The organism is Humibacillus xanthopallidus (assembly GCF_044793955.1).
Classification (GTDB): domain Bacteria; phylum Actinomycetota; class Actinomycetes; order Actinomycetales; family Dermatophilaceae; genus Humibacillus; species Humibacillus xanthopallidus_C.
The window spans coordinates 2127972-2143778 of record NZ_CP084995.1; the positions used below are offsets into that span (position 1 = coordinate 2127972).

Annotated in this window: 13 protein-coding genes; 11 read left to right on the top strand and 2 right to left on the bottom strand. The window is 70.0% G+C overall.

The window, feature by feature from the left end; genetic code table 11:
- Window positions 1-170 precede the first annotated feature (170 nt).
- The 8 genes from LG278_RS09380 (at window position 171) to LG278_RS09415 (ending at window position 8413) form a co-directional block, all read left to right on the top strand.
- Window positions 171-1802, top strand: coding sequence for a hypothetical protein (locus LG278_RS09380; protein ID WP_404393157.1), 1632 nt, complete (start codon window positions 171-173; stop codon window positions 1800-1802).
- A gap of 120 nt (window positions 1803-1922) precedes the next feature.
- Window positions 1923-3005, top strand: a complete 1083-nt coding sequence (locus LG278_RS09385; protein ID WP_404393159.1) for a 2Fe-2S iron-sulfur cluster-binding protein — start codon at window positions 1923-1925, stop codon at window positions 3003-3005.
- Between the two features lie 56 nt (window positions 3006-3061).
- The gene (locus tag LG278_RS09390) at window positions 3062-4168 is read left to right on the top strand and encodes an aromatic/alkene monooxygenase hydroxylase subunit beta (RefSeq protein ID WP_404393161.1); all 1107 of its coding nucleotides are present in this window, start codon (window positions 3062-3064) and stop codon (window positions 4166-4168) included.
- Window positions 4169-4170: 2 nt separating this feature from the next.
- The gene (gene mimD / locus LG278_RS09395) at window positions 4171-4506 is read left to right on the top strand and encodes a propane 2-monooxygenase effector subunit MimD (protein ID WP_141822077.1); all 336 of its coding nucleotides are present in this window, start codon (window positions 4171-4173) and stop codon (window positions 4504-4506) included.
- A 162-nt stretch (window positions 4507-4668) separates the two neighbouring features.
- The gene (locus tag LG278_RS09400; protein ID WP_404393163.1) at window positions 4669-5721 is read left to right on the top strand and encodes an amidohydrolase family protein; all 1053 of its coding nucleotides are present in this window, start codon (window positions 4669-4671) and stop codon (window positions 5719-5721) included.
- Window positions 5718-6617 carry an iron-sulfur cluster assembly protein gene (locus LG278_RS09405; protein ID WP_404393165.1) on the top strand — a complete coding sequence of 300 codons (900 nt, stop codon included), beginning with the start codon at window positions 5718-5720 and terminating at the stop codon, window positions 6615-6617. The genes LG278_RS09400 and LG278_RS09405 overlap by 4 nt, the downstream gene beginning before the upstream one ends.
- Window positions 6618-6622: 5 nt before the next feature.
- The gene (gene groL, locus LG278_RS09410; RefSeq protein ID WP_404393167.1) at window positions 6623-8272 is read left to right on the top strand and encodes a chaperonin GroEL; all 1650 of its coding nucleotides are present in this window, start codon (window positions 6623-6625) and stop codon (window positions 8270-8272) included.
- Between the two features lie 15 nt (window positions 8273-8287).
- Entirely contained in the window at window positions 8288-8413 is a 126-nt protein-coding gene (locus LG278_RS09415) for a hypothetical protein (protein ID WP_404393169.1), read from the top strand.
- A 72-nt stretch (window positions 8414-8485) separates the two neighbouring features.
- Here LG278_RS09415 and LG278_RS09420 read toward each other — a convergent pair whose 3' ends face one another.
- A complete protein-coding gene (locus LG278_RS09420; RefSeq protein WP_404393171.1) occupies window positions 8486-8938 on the bottom strand; it encodes a MarR family winged helix-turn-helix transcriptional regulator in 453 nt (150 codons plus the stop codon).
- A 76-nt stretch (window positions 8939-9014) separates the two neighbouring features.
- On the opposite strand from LG278_RS09420, the gene LG278_RS09425 reads away from it, so the two are divergent.
- The gene (locus tag LG278_RS09425; protein WP_404393173.1) at window positions 9015-9443 is read left to right on the top strand and encodes an organic hydroperoxide resistance protein; all 429 of its coding nucleotides are present in this window, start codon (window positions 9015-9017) and stop codon (window positions 9441-9443) included.
- Window positions 9444-9499: 56 nt separating this feature from the next.
- Window positions 9500-10501 (top strand): NADP-dependent oxidoreductase, encoded by a 1002-nt coding sequence (locus LG278_RS09430; protein WP_404393175.1) that lies wholly within the window; start codon window positions 9500-9502, stop codon window positions 10499-10501.
- Window positions 10502-10597: 96 nt separating this feature from the next.
- Here the strand turns inward: LG278_RS09430 and LG278_RS09435 are convergent, their stop codons facing one another.
- Window positions 10598-12664, bottom strand: a complete 2067-nt coding sequence (locus tag LG278_RS09435; protein WP_404393177.1) for an elongation factor G-like protein EF-G2 — start codon at window positions 12662-12664, stop codon at window positions 10598-10600.
- Between the two features lie 146 nt (window positions 12665-12810).
- On the opposite strand from LG278_RS09435, the gene LG278_RS09440 reads away from it, so the two are divergent.
- Window positions 12811-15744: a CHAT domain-containing protein gene (locus LG278_RS09440; RefSeq protein ID WP_404393179.1), complete on the top strand. Its 2934-nt coding sequence runs from the start codon at window positions 12811-12813 to the stop codon at window positions 15742-15744.
- Window positions 15745-15807: the final 63 nt, after the last annotated feature.

Here is a 15807-nt window from a genome sequence, read left to right on the forward strand (position 1 = left end):
GGATGTGCCCGTGACCGTCTCAAAGTGAGACGGGGGAGAGGGCCGGCGACCGCGCCTCTCACATTGAGACAGTCGCAGGCTCGGGGCCCTGTGAGTCTCCTCTCACACGGCGAGTGTCCTCGTCGTGACGGCTCGGTCAATGCCGACCGACCGGACACCAGGAGGCAAGAGTGAGCAGACAGAGTCTGACGAAGGCCCACGCGAAGATCTCCGAGCTGACGTGGGAGCCGACCTTCGCGACGCCCGCGACCCGCTTCGGCACGGACTACACGTTCGAGAAGGCCCCGAAGAAGGACCCGCTCAAGCAGATCATGCGGTCCTACTTCCCCATGGAGGAGGAGAAGGACAACCGCGTCTTCGGCGCCATGGACGGAGCGGTCCGCGGCAACATGTTCCGCCAGGTCCAGCAGCGCTGGCTCGAGTGGCAGAAGCTGTTCCTGTCGATCATCCCGTTCCCCGAGATCTCGGCCGCCCGCGCCATGCCCATGGCGATCGACGCGGTGCCGAACCCGGAGATCCACAACGGGCTCGCGGTCCAGATGATCGACGAGGTCCGTCACTCGACGATCCAGATGAACCTCAAGAAGCTCTACATGAACCAGTACATCGACCCGGCTGGTTTCGACATGACGGAGAAGGCGTTCGCGAACAACTACGCGGGCACCATCGGCCGCCAGTTCGGCGAGGGCTTCATCACCGGCGACGCGATCACCGCCGCCAACATCTACCTCACGGTCGTCGCCGAGACGGCCTTCACCAACACGCTCTTCGTGGCGATGCCCGACGAGGCCGCGGCCAACGGCGACTACCTGCTGCCGACGGTCTTCCACTCGGTCCAGTCCGACGAGTCGCGGCACATCTCCAACGGCTACTCGATCCTGCTGATGGCCCTGGCCGACGAGCGCAACCGCCCGCTGCTCGAGCGCGACCTGCGCTACGCGTGGTGGAACAACCACTGCGTCGTCGACGCGGCCATCGGCACCTTCATCGAGTACGGCACGAAAGACCGTCGCAAGGACCGCGAGAGCTACGCGGAGATGTGGCGTCGCTGGATCTACGACGACTACTACCGCAGTTACCTGCTCCCGCTCGAGAAGTACGGCCTCACCATCCCGCACGACCTCGTCGAGGAGGCCTGGAACCGCATCACCAACAAGGGCTACGTGCACGAGGTCGCGCGGTTCTTCGCCACCGGCTGGCCCGTCAACTACTGGCGCATCGACACCATGACGGACACCGACTTCGAGTGGTTCGAGGAGAAGTACCCCGGGTGGTACAGCAAGTACGGCAAGTGGTGGGAGAACTACAACCGCCTCGCCTACCCCGGCCGCAACAAGCCGATCGCCTTCGAGGACGTGGGCTACCAGTACCCCCACCGGTGCTGGACCTGCATGGTCCCGGCCCTCATCCGTGAGGACATGGTCGTCGAGAAGGTCGACGAGCAGTGGCGGACCTACTGCTCGGAGACGTGCTACTGGACGGATGCCACGGCGTTCCGCTCGGAGTACGAAGGCCGCGAGACGCCCAACATGGGTCGCCTCACGGGCTTCCGCGAGTGGGAGACGCTGCACCACGACAAGGACCTCGCCGACATCGTCAAGGACCTGGGTTACGTCCGCGACGACGGCAAGACCCTCATCGGGCAGCCGCACCTCGACCTCGACCCCAAGAAGATGTGGACCCTCGACGACGTCCGCGGCAACCGGTTCATGAGCCCCAACGTGCTCCTCAACCAGATGTCCGACGCCGAGCGTGAGGCCCACGTCGCGGAGTACCGCGCGGCTGGCACGAAGGTCTCCTGACCGACCTCGTCCACCGCACGCCGGCTCCACCGCCAGATCGGGTTGGCGGCGCCACCAGGGATGAGTGGCGCCGCCAACCCCCAGCCCACCCGTACACCCGCACCCGAGAGGAGGCCCACCATGGCCGACACCCACAAGATCTACTTCGAACCGGTCGACATCGAGATGGAGGTCGGCGAGGACGAGAAGATCCTCGACGCCGCGTTCCGTCAGGGCATCCACCTGATGCACGGATGTCGCGAGGGTCAGTGCTCAGCCTGCAAGAGCTACATCCTCGAGGGCGAGATCCAGATGGAGCGCTACTCGACGTTCGCCTGCAACGACGCCGAGGTCGAGGAGGGTTACGTCCTGCTCTGCCGGGCCCACGCCTTCAGCGACTGCACCATCGAGCTGCTCAACTTCGACGAGGACGAGCTGCTCGGCGGGGTCCCGATCCAGGACGTGCGCACCCGGGTCACGGCGATCGAGCCCGTGACGCGCGACATCGTCTCGCTCCGTCTCACGGCGATCGAGCCGGCGACCTACGAGTTCAAGCCCGGGCAGTACAGCGACATCTCCATCCCCGGGACGGACGAGCACCGCTCGTTCTCCATGGCGACGACGCAGTCCACGCCGGGCGAGGTCGAGTTCCTGATCAAGAAGTATCCGGGGGGCCGCTTCTCGACGCTGCTCGACGGCGGCCCGGACGGCCTCTCGGTCGGCGACGAGCTGCACGTCAACGGGCCGTACGGCTCGTTCACGATCAAGGAGGGTCACGCCCTGCCGGTCGTGTGCATCGGGGGAGGGGCGGGGATGGCACCCATCCTCTCGATCCTGCGCCACCTCAACGAGACCGAGAGCACCCGCCCGGTCCGCTTCTACTACGGCGCCCGCACGGCGGCCGACCTCTTCTACGTCGACGAGATCCTCGCCCTCGGCGAGGGCCTGCGCGACTTCGAGTTCGTCGCCTGCCTGTCGGAGTCACTCCCGGAGGCGGACTCATCCCCCGAGCCCGGTATGCCGCTCGGCGTGCGCCCCGAGTTCGGCAACGTCACCGACGTGGTGGCGCGCCGTGAGGAGGCGCTCGCGAAGTGCGAGGTCTACCTCTGCGGTCCGCCGCCGATGGTCGACGCCGCGCTGCTCTTCCTCGAGCAGCAGGGGGTGCCCGACGACCAGGTCTTCCACGACTCGTTCACGAGCCCTGTTGCCGTCGTCACCGCCTGATCGCACCTGCACGTCCCATCCACGCATCATCCACATCAACAACGGAGTTGACTGACATGGCGGACATCACCGACCAGAAGACGCGCAGCTTCCCCAAGATCGAGTTCACCGATTCCGAGGCCGGCGCCCTGGACTTCCCCAGCTCGAAGAGCCGCACGTACAACTACTACAAGCCGGCCAAGCTGCGGGCGACGATGTACGAGGACGTCACCGTCGACGTGCAGCCCGACCCCGACCGGCACCTGACCCAGGGCTGGATCTACGGCTTCGGCGACGGGCCCGGTGGCTACCCGAAGGAGTGGACCAAGGCCCAGTCCTCCAACTGGCACGCCTTCCTCGACCCCAACGAGGAGTGGGAGCAGACGATCTACCGCAACAACTCGGCGGTCGTCCGCCAGGTGAGCCTCTGCCTGGAGAATGCGAAGCGAGCCGGCGCGTACAAGAACTGGAACCACGCCTGGGTGGTCTTCATCCAGCGCAACCTCGGGGCGTGGATGCACGCGGAGAACGGCATCGCGCTGCACGTCTTCACCTCGATCCAGCGGTCCGCGCCGACGAACATGATCAACAACGCGGTCGCGGTCTCGGCGGCGCACAAGATGCGCTTCGCCCAGGACCTCGCCCTCTTCAACCTCGACCTGTCCGAGGCCGGCATCGACTTCGACGGGGCCGCCCACCGGGACGTCTGGCAGAACGCTCCCGAGTGGCAGCCGACCCGCCAGGCGGTGGAGGAGCTCACCGCGGTGGGCGACTGGGGCGAGCTGCTCTTCGCGACCAACATCGTCTTCGAGCAGCTCGTGGGCCAGCTCTTCCGGAGCGAGCTCGTCATGCAGATCGCGGCGCGCAACGGCGACTACATCACCCCGACGATCGTCGGCACGGGAGAGAACGACTACGCCCGCGACCTCGCCGGCTCGCGCAACCTCTTCCAGATGCTCGTGCGCGACGAGGAGCACGGAGCCGCCAACAAGGAGCTCTTCGGCCAGTGGCTGTCCGTCTGGGTGCCGAAGTGCCTCGCCGCAGCCCAGGCGCTCCAGCCGATCTGGTCGCAGCCGGCCGAGAAGCCGATCACCTTCGCCACGTCGCTCGACGCGGCCAAGGACAAGTTCCGCAGCCTGCTCGAGGACCTCGAGCTCGACATCCCGAAGGAGTTGGACCAGTGAGCATGCAATTCGGTTCGGAGGCCTCGTTCTCCAACATGTGCGGGGTCACGCTGATGAACACCCCCGTCGGCCGCGTCGTGGCCGAGGTGATGGGCCGCAAGGAGGGCGTCGAGCTCACCGAGTACCCGTCGATGATCCGGGTGGACGGGCCCAAGCTGCTCGACTTCGACTACGAGGAGCTGAGCGACGCGCTCGGGGTCGAGTTCGACGGCTCCGTCTTCGAGGAGATCAGCTCGACGCACTACGGCCGCATGGTCCACCTCGACGACAAGACGATCCTCTTCGCCAGCCCCGAGGACGCGGCGGAGTACATCGGCTTCGACCTCGTCGCCAACTGAGGGCCTGCAGGACCCGAAGGAACAGACGAAACCGACGACAACCGTTGGCGCACCAAGGCGTTCGTATGCCGCTGGGCCGGCGCCCAGCAGCTTGGGACCTCCCAAGCCGGCTCAGCGGCTCGACGCCTGCGTTTCATCCCATCACAACGAAGTGAGGAAGCCATGTACGAGAAGAACGGCGAGAAGTACTACGTCGTCGATGCGCACGTCGCCCTGTGGGACGGCCGTGAGTCGAACCTCAAGAACGTCCACGGCAAGCAGTTCATCGACTGCTTCTACGACTACCACAAGAACCTCAGCCCCGAGGAGGTCGTGTGGGATTACGACACCTACACCTACTACGGCGGCGACCGGCTCATGAAGGACCTCTTCGACGAGGGCTACGTCGACCACGCCATCTTCCAGCCGGCGCACCTCGGTGACTTCTACGTGAACGGTTTCGGACAGACCGAGGAGGCCTGGGCGCTGACCCAGGCCCACCCCGACAAGCTGACCTACAACCACAACTTCGACCCGCGCAACGAGCAGGCGGGGCTCGACCAGCTGCGACGCGACGCGGAGCGCTTCGGCCTCAAGGGCGTCAAGCTCTACACGGCCGAGTGGCACGGCGACTCCCGCGGCTACAAGCTCACCGACCCGTGGACCTACAAGTACCTCGAGGCCTGCGAGGAGCTGGGGGTGACGAACATCCACATCCACAAGGGCCCGACGATCATCCCGCTCGACCGGGATGCGTTCGACGTGGCCGACGTCGACGCGGTGGCCACCGACTTCCAGGGTCTCAACTTCGTCGTCGAGCACTGCGGCCTGCCGCGCCTCGAGGACTTCTGCTGGATCGCCACCCAGGAGACCAACGTCCACGCGGGTCTCGCCGTCGCCATGCCGTTCATCCACACGCGCCCGCGCTACTTCGCCCAGATCATCGGCGAGCTCCTCTACTGGATCGGTGAGGACAAGATCCAGTTCTCGAGCGACTACGCGATCTGGACGCCGAAGTGGCTCGTCGAGAAGTTCATCGACTTCCAGATCCCCGAGGACATGACCGAGTACCCGCAGCTGACGACCACGGCCAAGAAGAAGATCCTCGGTCTCAACGCTGCCGCGATGTACGACCTCGAGGTGCCCGAGGAGCTGCGTCTGCCCGAGCCCGAGATGCCGGACCCCGACCCGGGACTCGAGGTCGCGGCAGGGGCGAAGGAGAGCGTGTTCTCATGAGCGCCGTCGCCACCTCGGCGTCGCCCGTGTCGCCCGTGTCGCCTCCGGCGACACGGCGGCAGGCGGCGGGGACGCGATCCGGCGCATCCCTGGCGCACGACGTGCTCGAGGCGCTCGCCACCGTCATGGACCCCGAGCTGGACGAGCCGATCACGGGGCTCGGCTTCGTGCGCTCGGTGGCCCTGCACCCCGCCGGTGTCACGGTGCACCTGCGGCTGCCGACCTCCTTCTGCTCGCCCAACTTCGCCTACCTCATGGTCTCGGACGCGCAGGACGCGCTGCGCCGGGTCCGGGGCCTGGGTGGCATCGGGCAGGTCACGGTCCTGCTCGACGACCACCACGACTCCGACAAGATCAACGCCGGGATCGCGGCCGACGCCGGCTACCTCGGCACGTTCGGGGCCGAGGCGGAGGAGGGCCTGGACGAGCTGCGTCTCACCTTCCAGCGCAAGGCCCACACAGCGGCCATGGAGCGTTGCGTCATGGGGGTCCTGGCGGCGGGGTCCGCGCGCGTCGAGGACCTCGGGCACCTGACGTTGGGCGACCTCCCGGCCGGCCGCACCAAGGAGGCGCTGCTGCGCCGCCGCACCGACATCGGGCTCGGCGTGGCTCCCGGCGAGCGGGTCGTCGTCAACGAGCGCGGCGCCGCTGTGCCCGACGAGGAGCTGCCGCTCCGGCTGCGCCTCGCCACGTCGGTGCGCATCTCCATCGAGGGCAACGCCCACTTCTGCCGGGGCCTGCTCGCGACGCGCTACGCCGACGGCGACGAGGCCGGCATCACGACCCGGATCACCGACACGACCAGCACGACCAGCACGACCAGCACGACCAGCACTGAGACGAGCACTTCTCATCCCCTGACGGCACGCCGTCCGAATCTCGATCCGAAGGACTGACAGACATGGCAAAGGAACTGCGCTTCAACGAAGAGGCCCGTCGCCTGCTCGAGGTCGGCGTCAACGCACTCGCCGACGCGGTCAAGGTGACGCTCGGCCCGAAGGGACGCAACGCCGTCCTCGAGAAGCTCACCGGCCCACCGACGATCACGAACGACGGCGTCACCATCGCCAAGGAGATCCAGCTGCGCGAGCCGTTCGCCAACATGGGGGCCCAGCTCGTCAAGGAAGTCGCGATGAAGACGAACGGTGTCGTCGGCGACGGCACGACGACGGCGACCGTGCTGGCCCAGGCCATGGTGCGCGAGGGTCTGCGCGCGGTCGACGCCGGCGCCAACCCGATGCGGGTGCGCCGCGGCATCGAGCAGACCGTGCCCGTCGTCGTCGACACCCTGCGCCGCCTGGCGACCGAGGTCACCGGACAGGCTGCCCTCGAGCGCATCGCCACGCTCGCCGCCAACGACGACGACGCCATCGGCTCGGCCGTCGCCGAGGCCGTGACCCGGGTCGGCAAGAACGGCATCGTCGCGACCGAGGAGTCGGAGACGCTCGGCCTGTCGGTCGACGTCGTCGACGGCATCGAGTTCGACCACGGCTACATCTCGCCCTACATGGTCACCGACCGCGAGCGGATGGAGGCGGTCTACGACAACCCCGTCATCCTGCTCACCAACAAGAAGATCACCCAGGTGCAGGACATCATGCCGACGGTCGAGGCGGCCAAGCGCGCCGACCGTCCGCTCGTCATCCTCGCCGAGGACGTCGACGGCCCCGCCCTGCAGCTGCTCGTCGGCGGCAACATGCACGGCACGATGCAGTCGGTCGTGGTCCGGGCCCCCGGCTTCGGCCACCGCCGTCTCGCCGAGCTGGAGGACCTCGCGATCGCCCTCGGCGGACGCGTCGTCGCCAACGACACCGGCATCGAGCTGCACGAGATCAGCGCCACCGACCTCGGCACCTGCGACCGCATCACGATCACCGAGAACGACACGACGATCGTCGGCGCCCATGGCGACGCCGCGCTCGTCGAGGCGCGAATCTCCCAGTTGGAGAAGCAGTTCGAGCGCTCCAAGATCGACGGCGACCAGGATGCCCTGCAGATGCGACTGGCCCGCATGACCGGACGGGTCGCCGTGATCAACGTCGGGGGAGCCACGAGCGTCGAGCTCAAGGAGCGCATGCTCCGGGTCGAGGACTCGCTCGCGGCGGCGCGCGCCGCCCTGCAGGAGGGCATCGTGGCCGGGGGCGGCACCGCGCTCACCCAGGCTCAGGACGCGGTGTCGCGCATCGAGCTGACCGGCGACGACGCCGTCGGTCGCGAGATCGTGCGGCGCGCCCTGGTCGAGCCGCTGCGGTGGATCGCCATCAACGCGGGCTACGACGGCGACGAGGTCGTCTCCCGGGTCGCGAGCCTGCCGATCGGGCACGGTTTCAACGCGGTCACGGGCGCCTACGGCGACATGCTCGAGGCCGGTGTGATGGATCCGCTCAAGGTGACCCGGGCCGCCCTCGAGGCCTCCGCCTCGATCGCCGCGCTCATCATCACGACCGAGACCGCGATCGTCGAGGAGGTCATGGGCAACCCCGGCGCCATCTACGCCCCGGGCTTCGGTGACCTCGCCGAGGGTCTCGTCCGTCCGAGCAACATCTACTGATCCGGTGGCCAGCCGATGATCACGGTCCTGGAGGTCTCCGCCGCTCTGCTGCCCGTGCTCGTGCCACGGATGGTGCTCGGTCGCAAGCAGCTGAGGCAGCGCCTCGACGTGCTGCTCTACCGGTGCGAGTCCTCGACCTGACCAAGTGTGTCCGGCAGGCCCGCCAGCACGACGCCGCCCCGCCACCCGCGGGGCGGCGTCGTCGCGTCCGGCTCAGTCGCCGCGCGTCTCGAGCGCCGCGGTCATCTGGTCGAGCGTGCCGCGCAGCTCCGCCAGCTGGGTCAGGCTGAGGCCGCTCCGGGCAGCGATCGTGCGCGGGACCTCCGCGACCGCCGCGAGGCGCTCGCGGCCGGCGGCGGTGAGCTCCACGAGCACGCGTCGCTCGTCGGCGGGATCACGGGTGCGGCCCACCAGCCCGGCAGCCTCCATCCGCTTCAGCAGCGGGGAGAGCGTGCCGGAGTCGAGCCGCATGACCTCGCCGAGGGCCCCGACCGTGAGCGGCCCGTGCTCGCCGACGGCCATCAGGGCGATGTACTGCGGGTAGGAGAGCCCGTGCTCCCCGAGCAGGTCGCGGTAGACCGCGTCGAAGGCACGCACCGTCGTCACCATCGCGTAGCAGATCTGCTGCTCGATGGTGGGGGCAGCACCCGGGTTGGACGAGGTCATGACACCAGCGTACTATCAAATTGCGCGCAATAGAATTGCGAGCAACAAAATACGACCACGCCCCTCAGGAGCCAGCATGAGCACCGCCACCCAGACCGCCCAGTACGTCGCCTCGGCCACCGCCTCCGGTCGCGAGGGCCGCGCCGTCACCTCCGACGGTCGCCTCGACGTCGCGCTCGCCGCGCCGCGCGAGCTGGGTGGCAGTGGTGCGGGCACCAATCCCGAGCAGCTCTTCGCGGCGGGGTATGCCGCGTGCTTCGCGAGCGCTCTCGGCGTCGTCGCGCGCCAGCGCAAGGTCGCCGACTTCGATGCCGCCGTGACGGCCGACGTCAGTCTCAGCGGCAACGGCCGCGAGGGCTTCGGCCTCGCGGTGGTGCTGCACGTGGAGCTTCCCGAGGGGTTCGACGAGGCGCTGGGTCGTGAGCTCGTCGAGATCGCGCACCAGGTGTGCCCCTACTCCAACGCGACGCGAGGCAACATCCCGGTGGAGCTCGTCGTCGAGTGACCTCGGCGCCCGACGCCCCCATCGCTCTGAGAAGCACTGCCCCAGAAGGAGAACCGATGTCCAACCCCCGTGAGGTCCAGCTCGTCTCCCGTCCCGTCGGCTGGCCGACACCCGAGAACTTCGCGCTCGTCGAGAGTGCGCCGACCGAGCTGGCCCAGGGCCAGATCCGGGTGCGCAACGAGGTCATGTCGGTCGACCCCTACATGCGTGGCCGCATGAGCGACGCCAAGTCCTACGCCGAGCCGTATGCGCTGGGCGAGGCCATGCACGGCGGCGCGGTCGGCGAGGTCGTCGAGTCCCGGGCAGACGGGGTCGCTGTGGGTGACCACGTGCTGCACGGCCTCGGCTGGCGCGAGGAGGCCGTGCTCGACGCGACGTCCGCACGCGTCGTCGACACGTCGGTGGCCCCGGCCTCCGCCTACCTCGGCGTGCTCGGCATGACGGGCCTCACGGCATACGCCGGACTGACTCGCGTCGCGGGGCTCAAGGAGGGTGACGTCGTCTTCGTCTCCGGGGCAGCCGGCGCAGTGGGCAGCGCGGTCGGCCAGATCGCCAAGGCGCTCGGCGCGAGCCGCGTCATCGGCAGCGCGGGCTCCCAGGAGAAGGTCGACCACCTGCTGGATGACCTCGGGTTCGACGCGGCGTTCAGCTACAAGGACGGTCGCGTCTCCGACCTGCTGCGCGAGGCCGCACCCGACGGCCTCGACGTCTACTTCGACAACGTCGGAGGCGACCACCTCGAGGCGGCGATCGGCTCGTTGCGACTCGGGGGCCGCATCGCGATCTGCGGAGCCATCTCCGTCTACAACAACACCGAGGCCGCGCCCGGCCCGCGCAACCTCGCGCGGCTCATCCAGACGCGCGGCACGATCCAGGGCTTCCTCGTCGGCGACCACTACGACCTCGCGGGGGAGTACGCCCACAAGGCCGCCGGCTGGATCGCCGACGGCTCGCTGACCTCGCGTGAGACGTTCGTCGACGGCATCGACCACGCCGTCGACGGCTTCCTCGGCGTGCTACGCGGCGACAACGTCGGCAAGATGCTCGTCCGCCTCTGATCGAGAGAGCACTCCGCTCACCCCACCGATCGAGAGAGCAATCCGCTCACCCCACCGATCGAGAGAGCAATTCGTCCGCGCGGATTGCTCTCTCGATCAGGTCTTCAGCAGCTCCTTGACCTTGTCGGCGGGCAGCAGGTCGTGGCGCAGCGGCTCGCGCACGAAGGACCCGGTGCCGTGCGAGACGGAACGCAGGTCGATCGGGTAGCGCGACAGCTCGGCCTGCGGCACCTCGGCGTGCACGACGGTCCAGCCGCCCTCGGGCCCCATCCCGTCGGCCGGCTCGGTGCCGATGACCTGACCGCGCCGCCCCCGCAGGTCCGACATGACGGCACCGAGGTAGTCGTCGGCGACGGTGATGTGGACGCGGTCGATCGGCTCGAGCAGCGCCATGGTCGACTCGTTGGCCGCCTCCTTGAGCGCGAGGGCGGCAGCGGTCTGGAAGGCGACGTCCGAGGAGTCCACCGAGTGGGCCTTCCCGTCCGTCAGCGTCACCCGCACGTCGACGACCGGGTGGCCGGTGAGCAGCCCCTTCTCGAGCTGGAGGCGCGCGCCCTTCTCGACCGAGGGGATGAACTGGCGCGGCACCGCGCCACCGACCACCTTGTCGACGAACTCGAAGCCCGAGCCACGAGGGAGCGGCTCGATCTCGAGGGAGCACACGGCATACTGCCCGTGCCCGCCGGACTGCTTGACGTGCCGGCCCTGCACCTGGCAACGCCGCACGAAGGTCTCGCGCAGCGCCGTGCGGTAGGGCTCGGCGGTGACGGTGACGCCGTAGCGGTCGGAGAGCTGACCGATGAGGTCGTCGACGTGCGCCTGACCCATCGTCCAGAGCACGACCTGGTCGGTCTCGTTGGAGTGCTCCATGCGCATCGTCACGTCCTCGGCGACAAGGCGTTGCAGCGCGCTGCCGAGCTTGTCGTCGTCGGACTTCGTCGCCGCACGGATCGCCACGGGCAGCTGCGGCTCGGGCAGCAGCCACGGCGCGACGACGGCCGGGCGCTCCTGCGACGACAGGGTGTCGGAGGTCTCGGCGCGGGTCAGCTTGGAGACGAGGGCGATGTCACCGGCGATCGCCGTGCCGCGGGGCCGGTGGCCGTCGACGAAGGGGGCCGCGAGCGGGCCGACGCGCTCGTCGTCGTCGTGCGCGGGGTGCCCGGACACCTCGTGCCCGACGAAGTCGCTGAGGTGCCCGGAGACGTGGACGGTCTCGTCGACGCGCAGCGTCCCGGCGAAGACCCGCACGAGTGAGAGGCGTCCGACATAGGGGTCGGTCGTCGTGCGCACGACCTCGGCCACGAGCGGCTGCGACGGGTCGCACGCCACCCCCTTCAGGGCGCCGCCGACGGGCGTCGTGATCGAGGGCAGCGGGTGCACCGTCGGGTCGGGGAAGGCGCGCTCGATGACGCCGAGCAGCTCCTCGACCCCGACCCCGGTCAGTGGTGCGACGGGCAGGATCGGGAAGAAGGTGCCCTGCGCGATGGCGGTGCGCAGGTCACCGAGGAGCGTGTCGGTGTCGAGCGTCTCGCCCTCGAGGTAGCGGTCGAGCAGGGTCGCGTCCTCCGACTCCTCGATGACGGACTCGATGAGGGCGCTGCGGGCGTCGTCGTGCTCCCCGGTGGTCTCACCGGTGAGCAGGCCGATGACGCCGGTGACCGCGCCGTCCTCGACGACGGGCCAGTGCGTCGCCCGGGCATCGCCGAACGTGCGCCGGCAGGTCTCGACCGTCGCGCCGAAGTCGGCTCGGGGCTGGTCGAGATGGGTGACCACGACGGCCCGCGGCATGCCGACGGCGGAGCACTCACGCCACAGCAGCGAGACCGGTCGGTCGATGTCGTCGGCCCCGGACACGACGAACACGGCGGCGTCGGCTGCCCGCAGCCCGGCTCGCAGGTCACCGACGAAGTCGGGGTAGCCCGGCGTGTCGAGCAGGTTGAGCGTCACCACGCCGGTGTCGAACGACGCCACCGTGAGTCCGGTGGTGCGCACGTGCTCCGTCGGGGCCGCGCGCTGGCCCGCGACCCGGGACGCGAGCAGGGCGTCGAAGAGTGCGGTCTTGCCGGCCCCGCCGGGTCCGACCAGCACGACGTTGCGGATGTCCTGCGGCGAGGCGGGGTTGGGAGCCGCAGGAAGGTCATTTCTGCCGGGCGTCTTTGCCATGACCCCACCTTTCTCCTCGGACGCGGGGGACCACAAGGGCCCGTATGCCGTCCGGTGTGTCTGACAGGTCACGTGCAGTGCGCGCGGGGCCGCCCACGGGCTGCGCGGCAGGGCTAGCGTGAAGGTGATCGATCCGAGGGGGGCTCATGGCGGCGCTGGCGGGGGAGTGGCTCGAGCGGCTGACCCGGGTCTGCGGTGAGGTCGCGTCGGGCCGAGCCGGCGTCGACGACGTGGAGGCCTGCGCCCGCGCCGCGCCGGTGGACGAGCTGCGTGCCGGTGCCTCGGTCATGGGGGCGTTCAACGTCTTGCTCGATCTCACGGGGCAGGTCTGGGACGAGTCCTCACCGGACGCCGGCCTGGCGGTCCTGGCGATCGGGGGCAACGTCGCGCTCATGGCACAGCAGGTCACGGGCGAGGCGACCCCGGTGCGGGTCTACGCCCGCCGGCTGGCCGGTCACGGCATGCACGTCGCGGCGACGAACGTCCTGCGTGCCGCCGTGGACGTGGGCGGCCCTGCGCTGCAAGGGAGCCCGCCCCTGCGGGCTCAGCTGCTCAACCTCTTGGGCGACATGCTGCGCGATCTCGGCGACCTTCGCGGGGCGGAGGAGGCGCTGACCCAGGGCCTCGCCGACGTGGCCTCGGACGTGGCCGAGCAGGGCGGCGGTGAGGACACTGCGCGTGACAGAGACGTGGAGCGACTGCGCTCTGCCCTGCTCAACAACCTGGCCCTCGTGCTGCAGTCGCGAGGAGAGCTGTCGCGAGCGGCGGACCTGCTGCGCGAGGTGGTCGAGATCGACCAGCGGCTCGGCGTGCCGCCTGCCGAGCTCGCCATCTCGATCGACAACCTCGGCGGCGTCCACCGCGAGATCGCCGACACCCACGGGTCCCTGTGGATCTCGGACGACCTCGTCGACGAGGCCGTGTCGGCCGAGCTGCGCGTCGCGGAGTCGTACTTCGAGCAGGCGCAGGAGCTCTTCGACGCGGCGCTGCCCGACGCCGCCGACGACTACGCGATCTCCCTGCTCCACTCGGCAGACATCGCGATGCTGCGCAGGGACGCCGGCCTCCTCGACCTCGTGAGCAGTGCCGCGGAGCGGGTCGACAGCGAGCACCGCCTGTCCCGCGCCACGAGCTGGGCGGTCCGGTCGATGCGGGGCAGGGCGTTGGCCGACTCCGGACGTCACGGCGACGCCATCGACCTGCTGCGCCCCTGGTTCGACGAGACGCAGGGCACGGCGGCTGCCCACGAGGTGCCCGAGCGAGCCCTCACGGTGCTGCTCGAATCGGCGAGCGCGGTCCGTGACGGCGACCTCGTCGAGCGGGTCGCCCACGAGATCGTCGAGGTCGACGATGCGATGCTCGAGCGCACGCTCAGGGGATCGTCGAGCAGGTCGGCCCGCCACCAGCTGCGCGACGTGCACCGTCGCGCCGAGCAGGTGCTCGGAGCCTGCCTGCCGGCGGGCGACGAGGGGGAGCTGCCGCAGTGGCTCTACGACCTGCTCCTCTCGCGCAAGGGCGTGCTCCACGAGCGGGCGGGGAGCGCCTGGTTGCGCCACCTGGCGGGCTCTGGCGACCTGGTCGAGCAGGTGCGCATGCTGCGCGGCGAGCTCGCGACCCTGGATCTCGACGGCGCCGACGTGCGCACCGTCAGGGAGGCCAGACGCCGCCGCGTTGAGGCGGCCGAGCGGCTCGACGGCGCCGAGCGTGCGCTGCAGGGGTCGCTGCCTGACGGGGCCGCGCGGCGGGTCGTGCTCGGTGACGTCCAGAGCGTCCTCGACGACGGCACGCTGCTCGTCGACATCGTGCAGGAACGGCCGCCCCGTCCGGCCCGTGCGGGCTACGTCGCGGTGCTCGTGCGCAGCAGCGGAGCGGCGCGGTTCGTGCGGCTCGGGTCCGTGCGTGAGGTCGACGCTCGACTGGGGCGTGCGGCCGCCGCCCATGCGACCCGGGCCACGCAGGGCCCGAGGCCGGATCGGCGCCTCACCCCCGCCGCCCCCGCCGAGGAGGCGCCGCCGTCGTTCTCCGACCTCGCGGCTGGCCTGCTCCCGCTCGGGGACCACCTGGGTGGGGTCGCCACGGTCGTCCTGGCGCCCCACGGGCGGTGGGCGCGCCTGCCGATCGCCCTGCTGCCGGGAGTGCGGGGGGAGCCGCTGATCGACAGCGTCGAGGTGTCGGTCGTGCCGAGCGCCCGGTGGCTGGTCACCCGCCACCCGGCTCCCGGCGGGGGAGGCGCGGGACCAGCGGTCGTCATCGGCGACGCCGACTTCGACCTCGGGCTCTCCGACGTGCCCGAGGTGCGACCCGAGCTGCGGGTGAGCCCGCTGCCCTGGACGCACACCGAGGCGGTGGATGTCGCAGCGCTGCTGCAGGTCGAGCCGCTCCTGCGCGCAGCGGCGTCGCGTGGTGCGCTCGTCAAGGCGGCGCGTCCGACCGTCCTGCACGTCGCCACCCACGGCACCTTCATCGACGCCGTCGCGAGCGAGCAGGAGCGGCGCGAGCCGCGCAGCGCGATCATCGAGATGGTCGGTGGCGTCGTCGTCACGCGCGAGCCCGGCGAGCACGAGGGCCTCGGCTGGTCGGTGTCGGGGGAGTCCCGCGACGACGGACCCTCAGGACGCCACGGGCGCCGGGTGCAGTGGCTGCGCGAGGTCGGCCCGAGCGAGCCGTCGACGCGCTCTGCCCTGCTCCTCGCGGGTTTCAACGGGTGGCTCGCCGGCGCAGAGACGCCGGCACACGTGGGCACGGGTGTCGTCACCGCGGCCGAGCTGGCGCTGCTCGATCTCGAGGGGACGGGCCTCGTCGTGCTCTCCGCGTGCGAGACGGGCGTCAGCGCCGTCGACGACGTCGACGGCACCGTGCTCGGCCTGCGCACGGCTGCGCTGGCCGCCGGTGCGGGTTGCTGCGTGGCCAGCCTGTGGACGGTCGACGACCGCGTGACGGCCGAGCTCATGACGACGATGTACGCCGCCCAGGCTGACGGGTTGACGTGGCCCGCGGCGCTGCGCGCTGCCCAGCTCGCGGTGCGCCGCCACCATCCGGACCCGTTCTACTGGGCGGCCTGGGTGGCCGAGGGCGCCTGACCGCGCCCGCTCGTCGAGGAGCTGGTGAAACCCGCGTGCCGGGTGTCGGTGCGGGGTGAGACG

What these genes read in the sequence shown, in the direction of transcription:
- LG278_RS09405 (WP_404393165.1), top strand. Translation starts at nt 5,718, where the DNA reads ATGAGCGCCGTCGCCACCTCGGCGTCGCCCGTGTCGCCCGTGTCGCCT.
- LG278_RS09400 (WP_404393163.1), top strand. Translation starts at nt 4,669, where the DNA reads ATGTACGAGAAGAACGGCGAGAAGTACTACGTCGTCGATGCGCACGTC.
- LG278_RS09420 (WP_404393171.1), bottom strand. Translation starts at nt 8,938, where the DNA reads ATGACCTCGTCCAACCCGGGTGCTGCCCCCACCATCGAGCAGCAGATC.
- LG278_RS09390 (WP_404393161.1), top strand. Translation starts at nt 3,062, where the DNA reads ATGGCGGACATCACCGACCAGAAGACGCGCAGCTTCCCCAAGATCGAG.
- LG278_RS09435 (WP_404393177.1), bottom strand. Translation starts at nt 12,664, where the DNA reads ATGGCAAAGACGCCCGGCAGAAATGACCTTCCTGCGGCTCCCAACCCC.
- mimD (WP_141822077.1), top strand. Translation starts at nt 4,171, where the DNA reads ATGCAATTCGGTTCGGAGGCCTCGTTCTCCAACATGTGCGGGGTCACG.
- LG278_RS09440 (WP_404393179.1), top strand. Translation starts at nt 12,811, where the DNA reads ATGGCGGCGCTGGCGGGGGAGTGGCTCGAGCGGCTGACCCGGGTCTGC.
- groL (WP_404393167.1), top strand. Translation starts at nt 6,623, where the DNA reads ATGGCAAAGGAACTGCGCTTCAACGAAGAGGCCCGTCGCCTGCTCGAG.
- LG278_RS09385 (WP_404393159.1), top strand. Translation starts at nt 1,923, where the DNA reads ATGGCCGACACCCACAAGATCTACTTCGAACCGGTCGACATCGAGATG.
- LG278_RS09430 (WP_404393175.1), top strand. Translation starts at nt 9,500, where the DNA reads ATGTCCAACCCCCGTGAGGTCCAGCTCGTCTCCCGTCCCGTCGGCTGG.
- LG278_RS09425 (WP_404393173.1), top strand. Translation starts at nt 9,015, where the DNA reads ATGAGCACCGCCACCCAGACCGCCCAGTACGTCGCCTCGGCCACCGCC.
- LG278_RS09415 (WP_404393169.1), top strand. Translation starts at nt 8,288, where the DNA reads ATGATCACGGTCCTGGAGGTCTCCGCCGCTCTGCTGCCCGTGCTCGTG.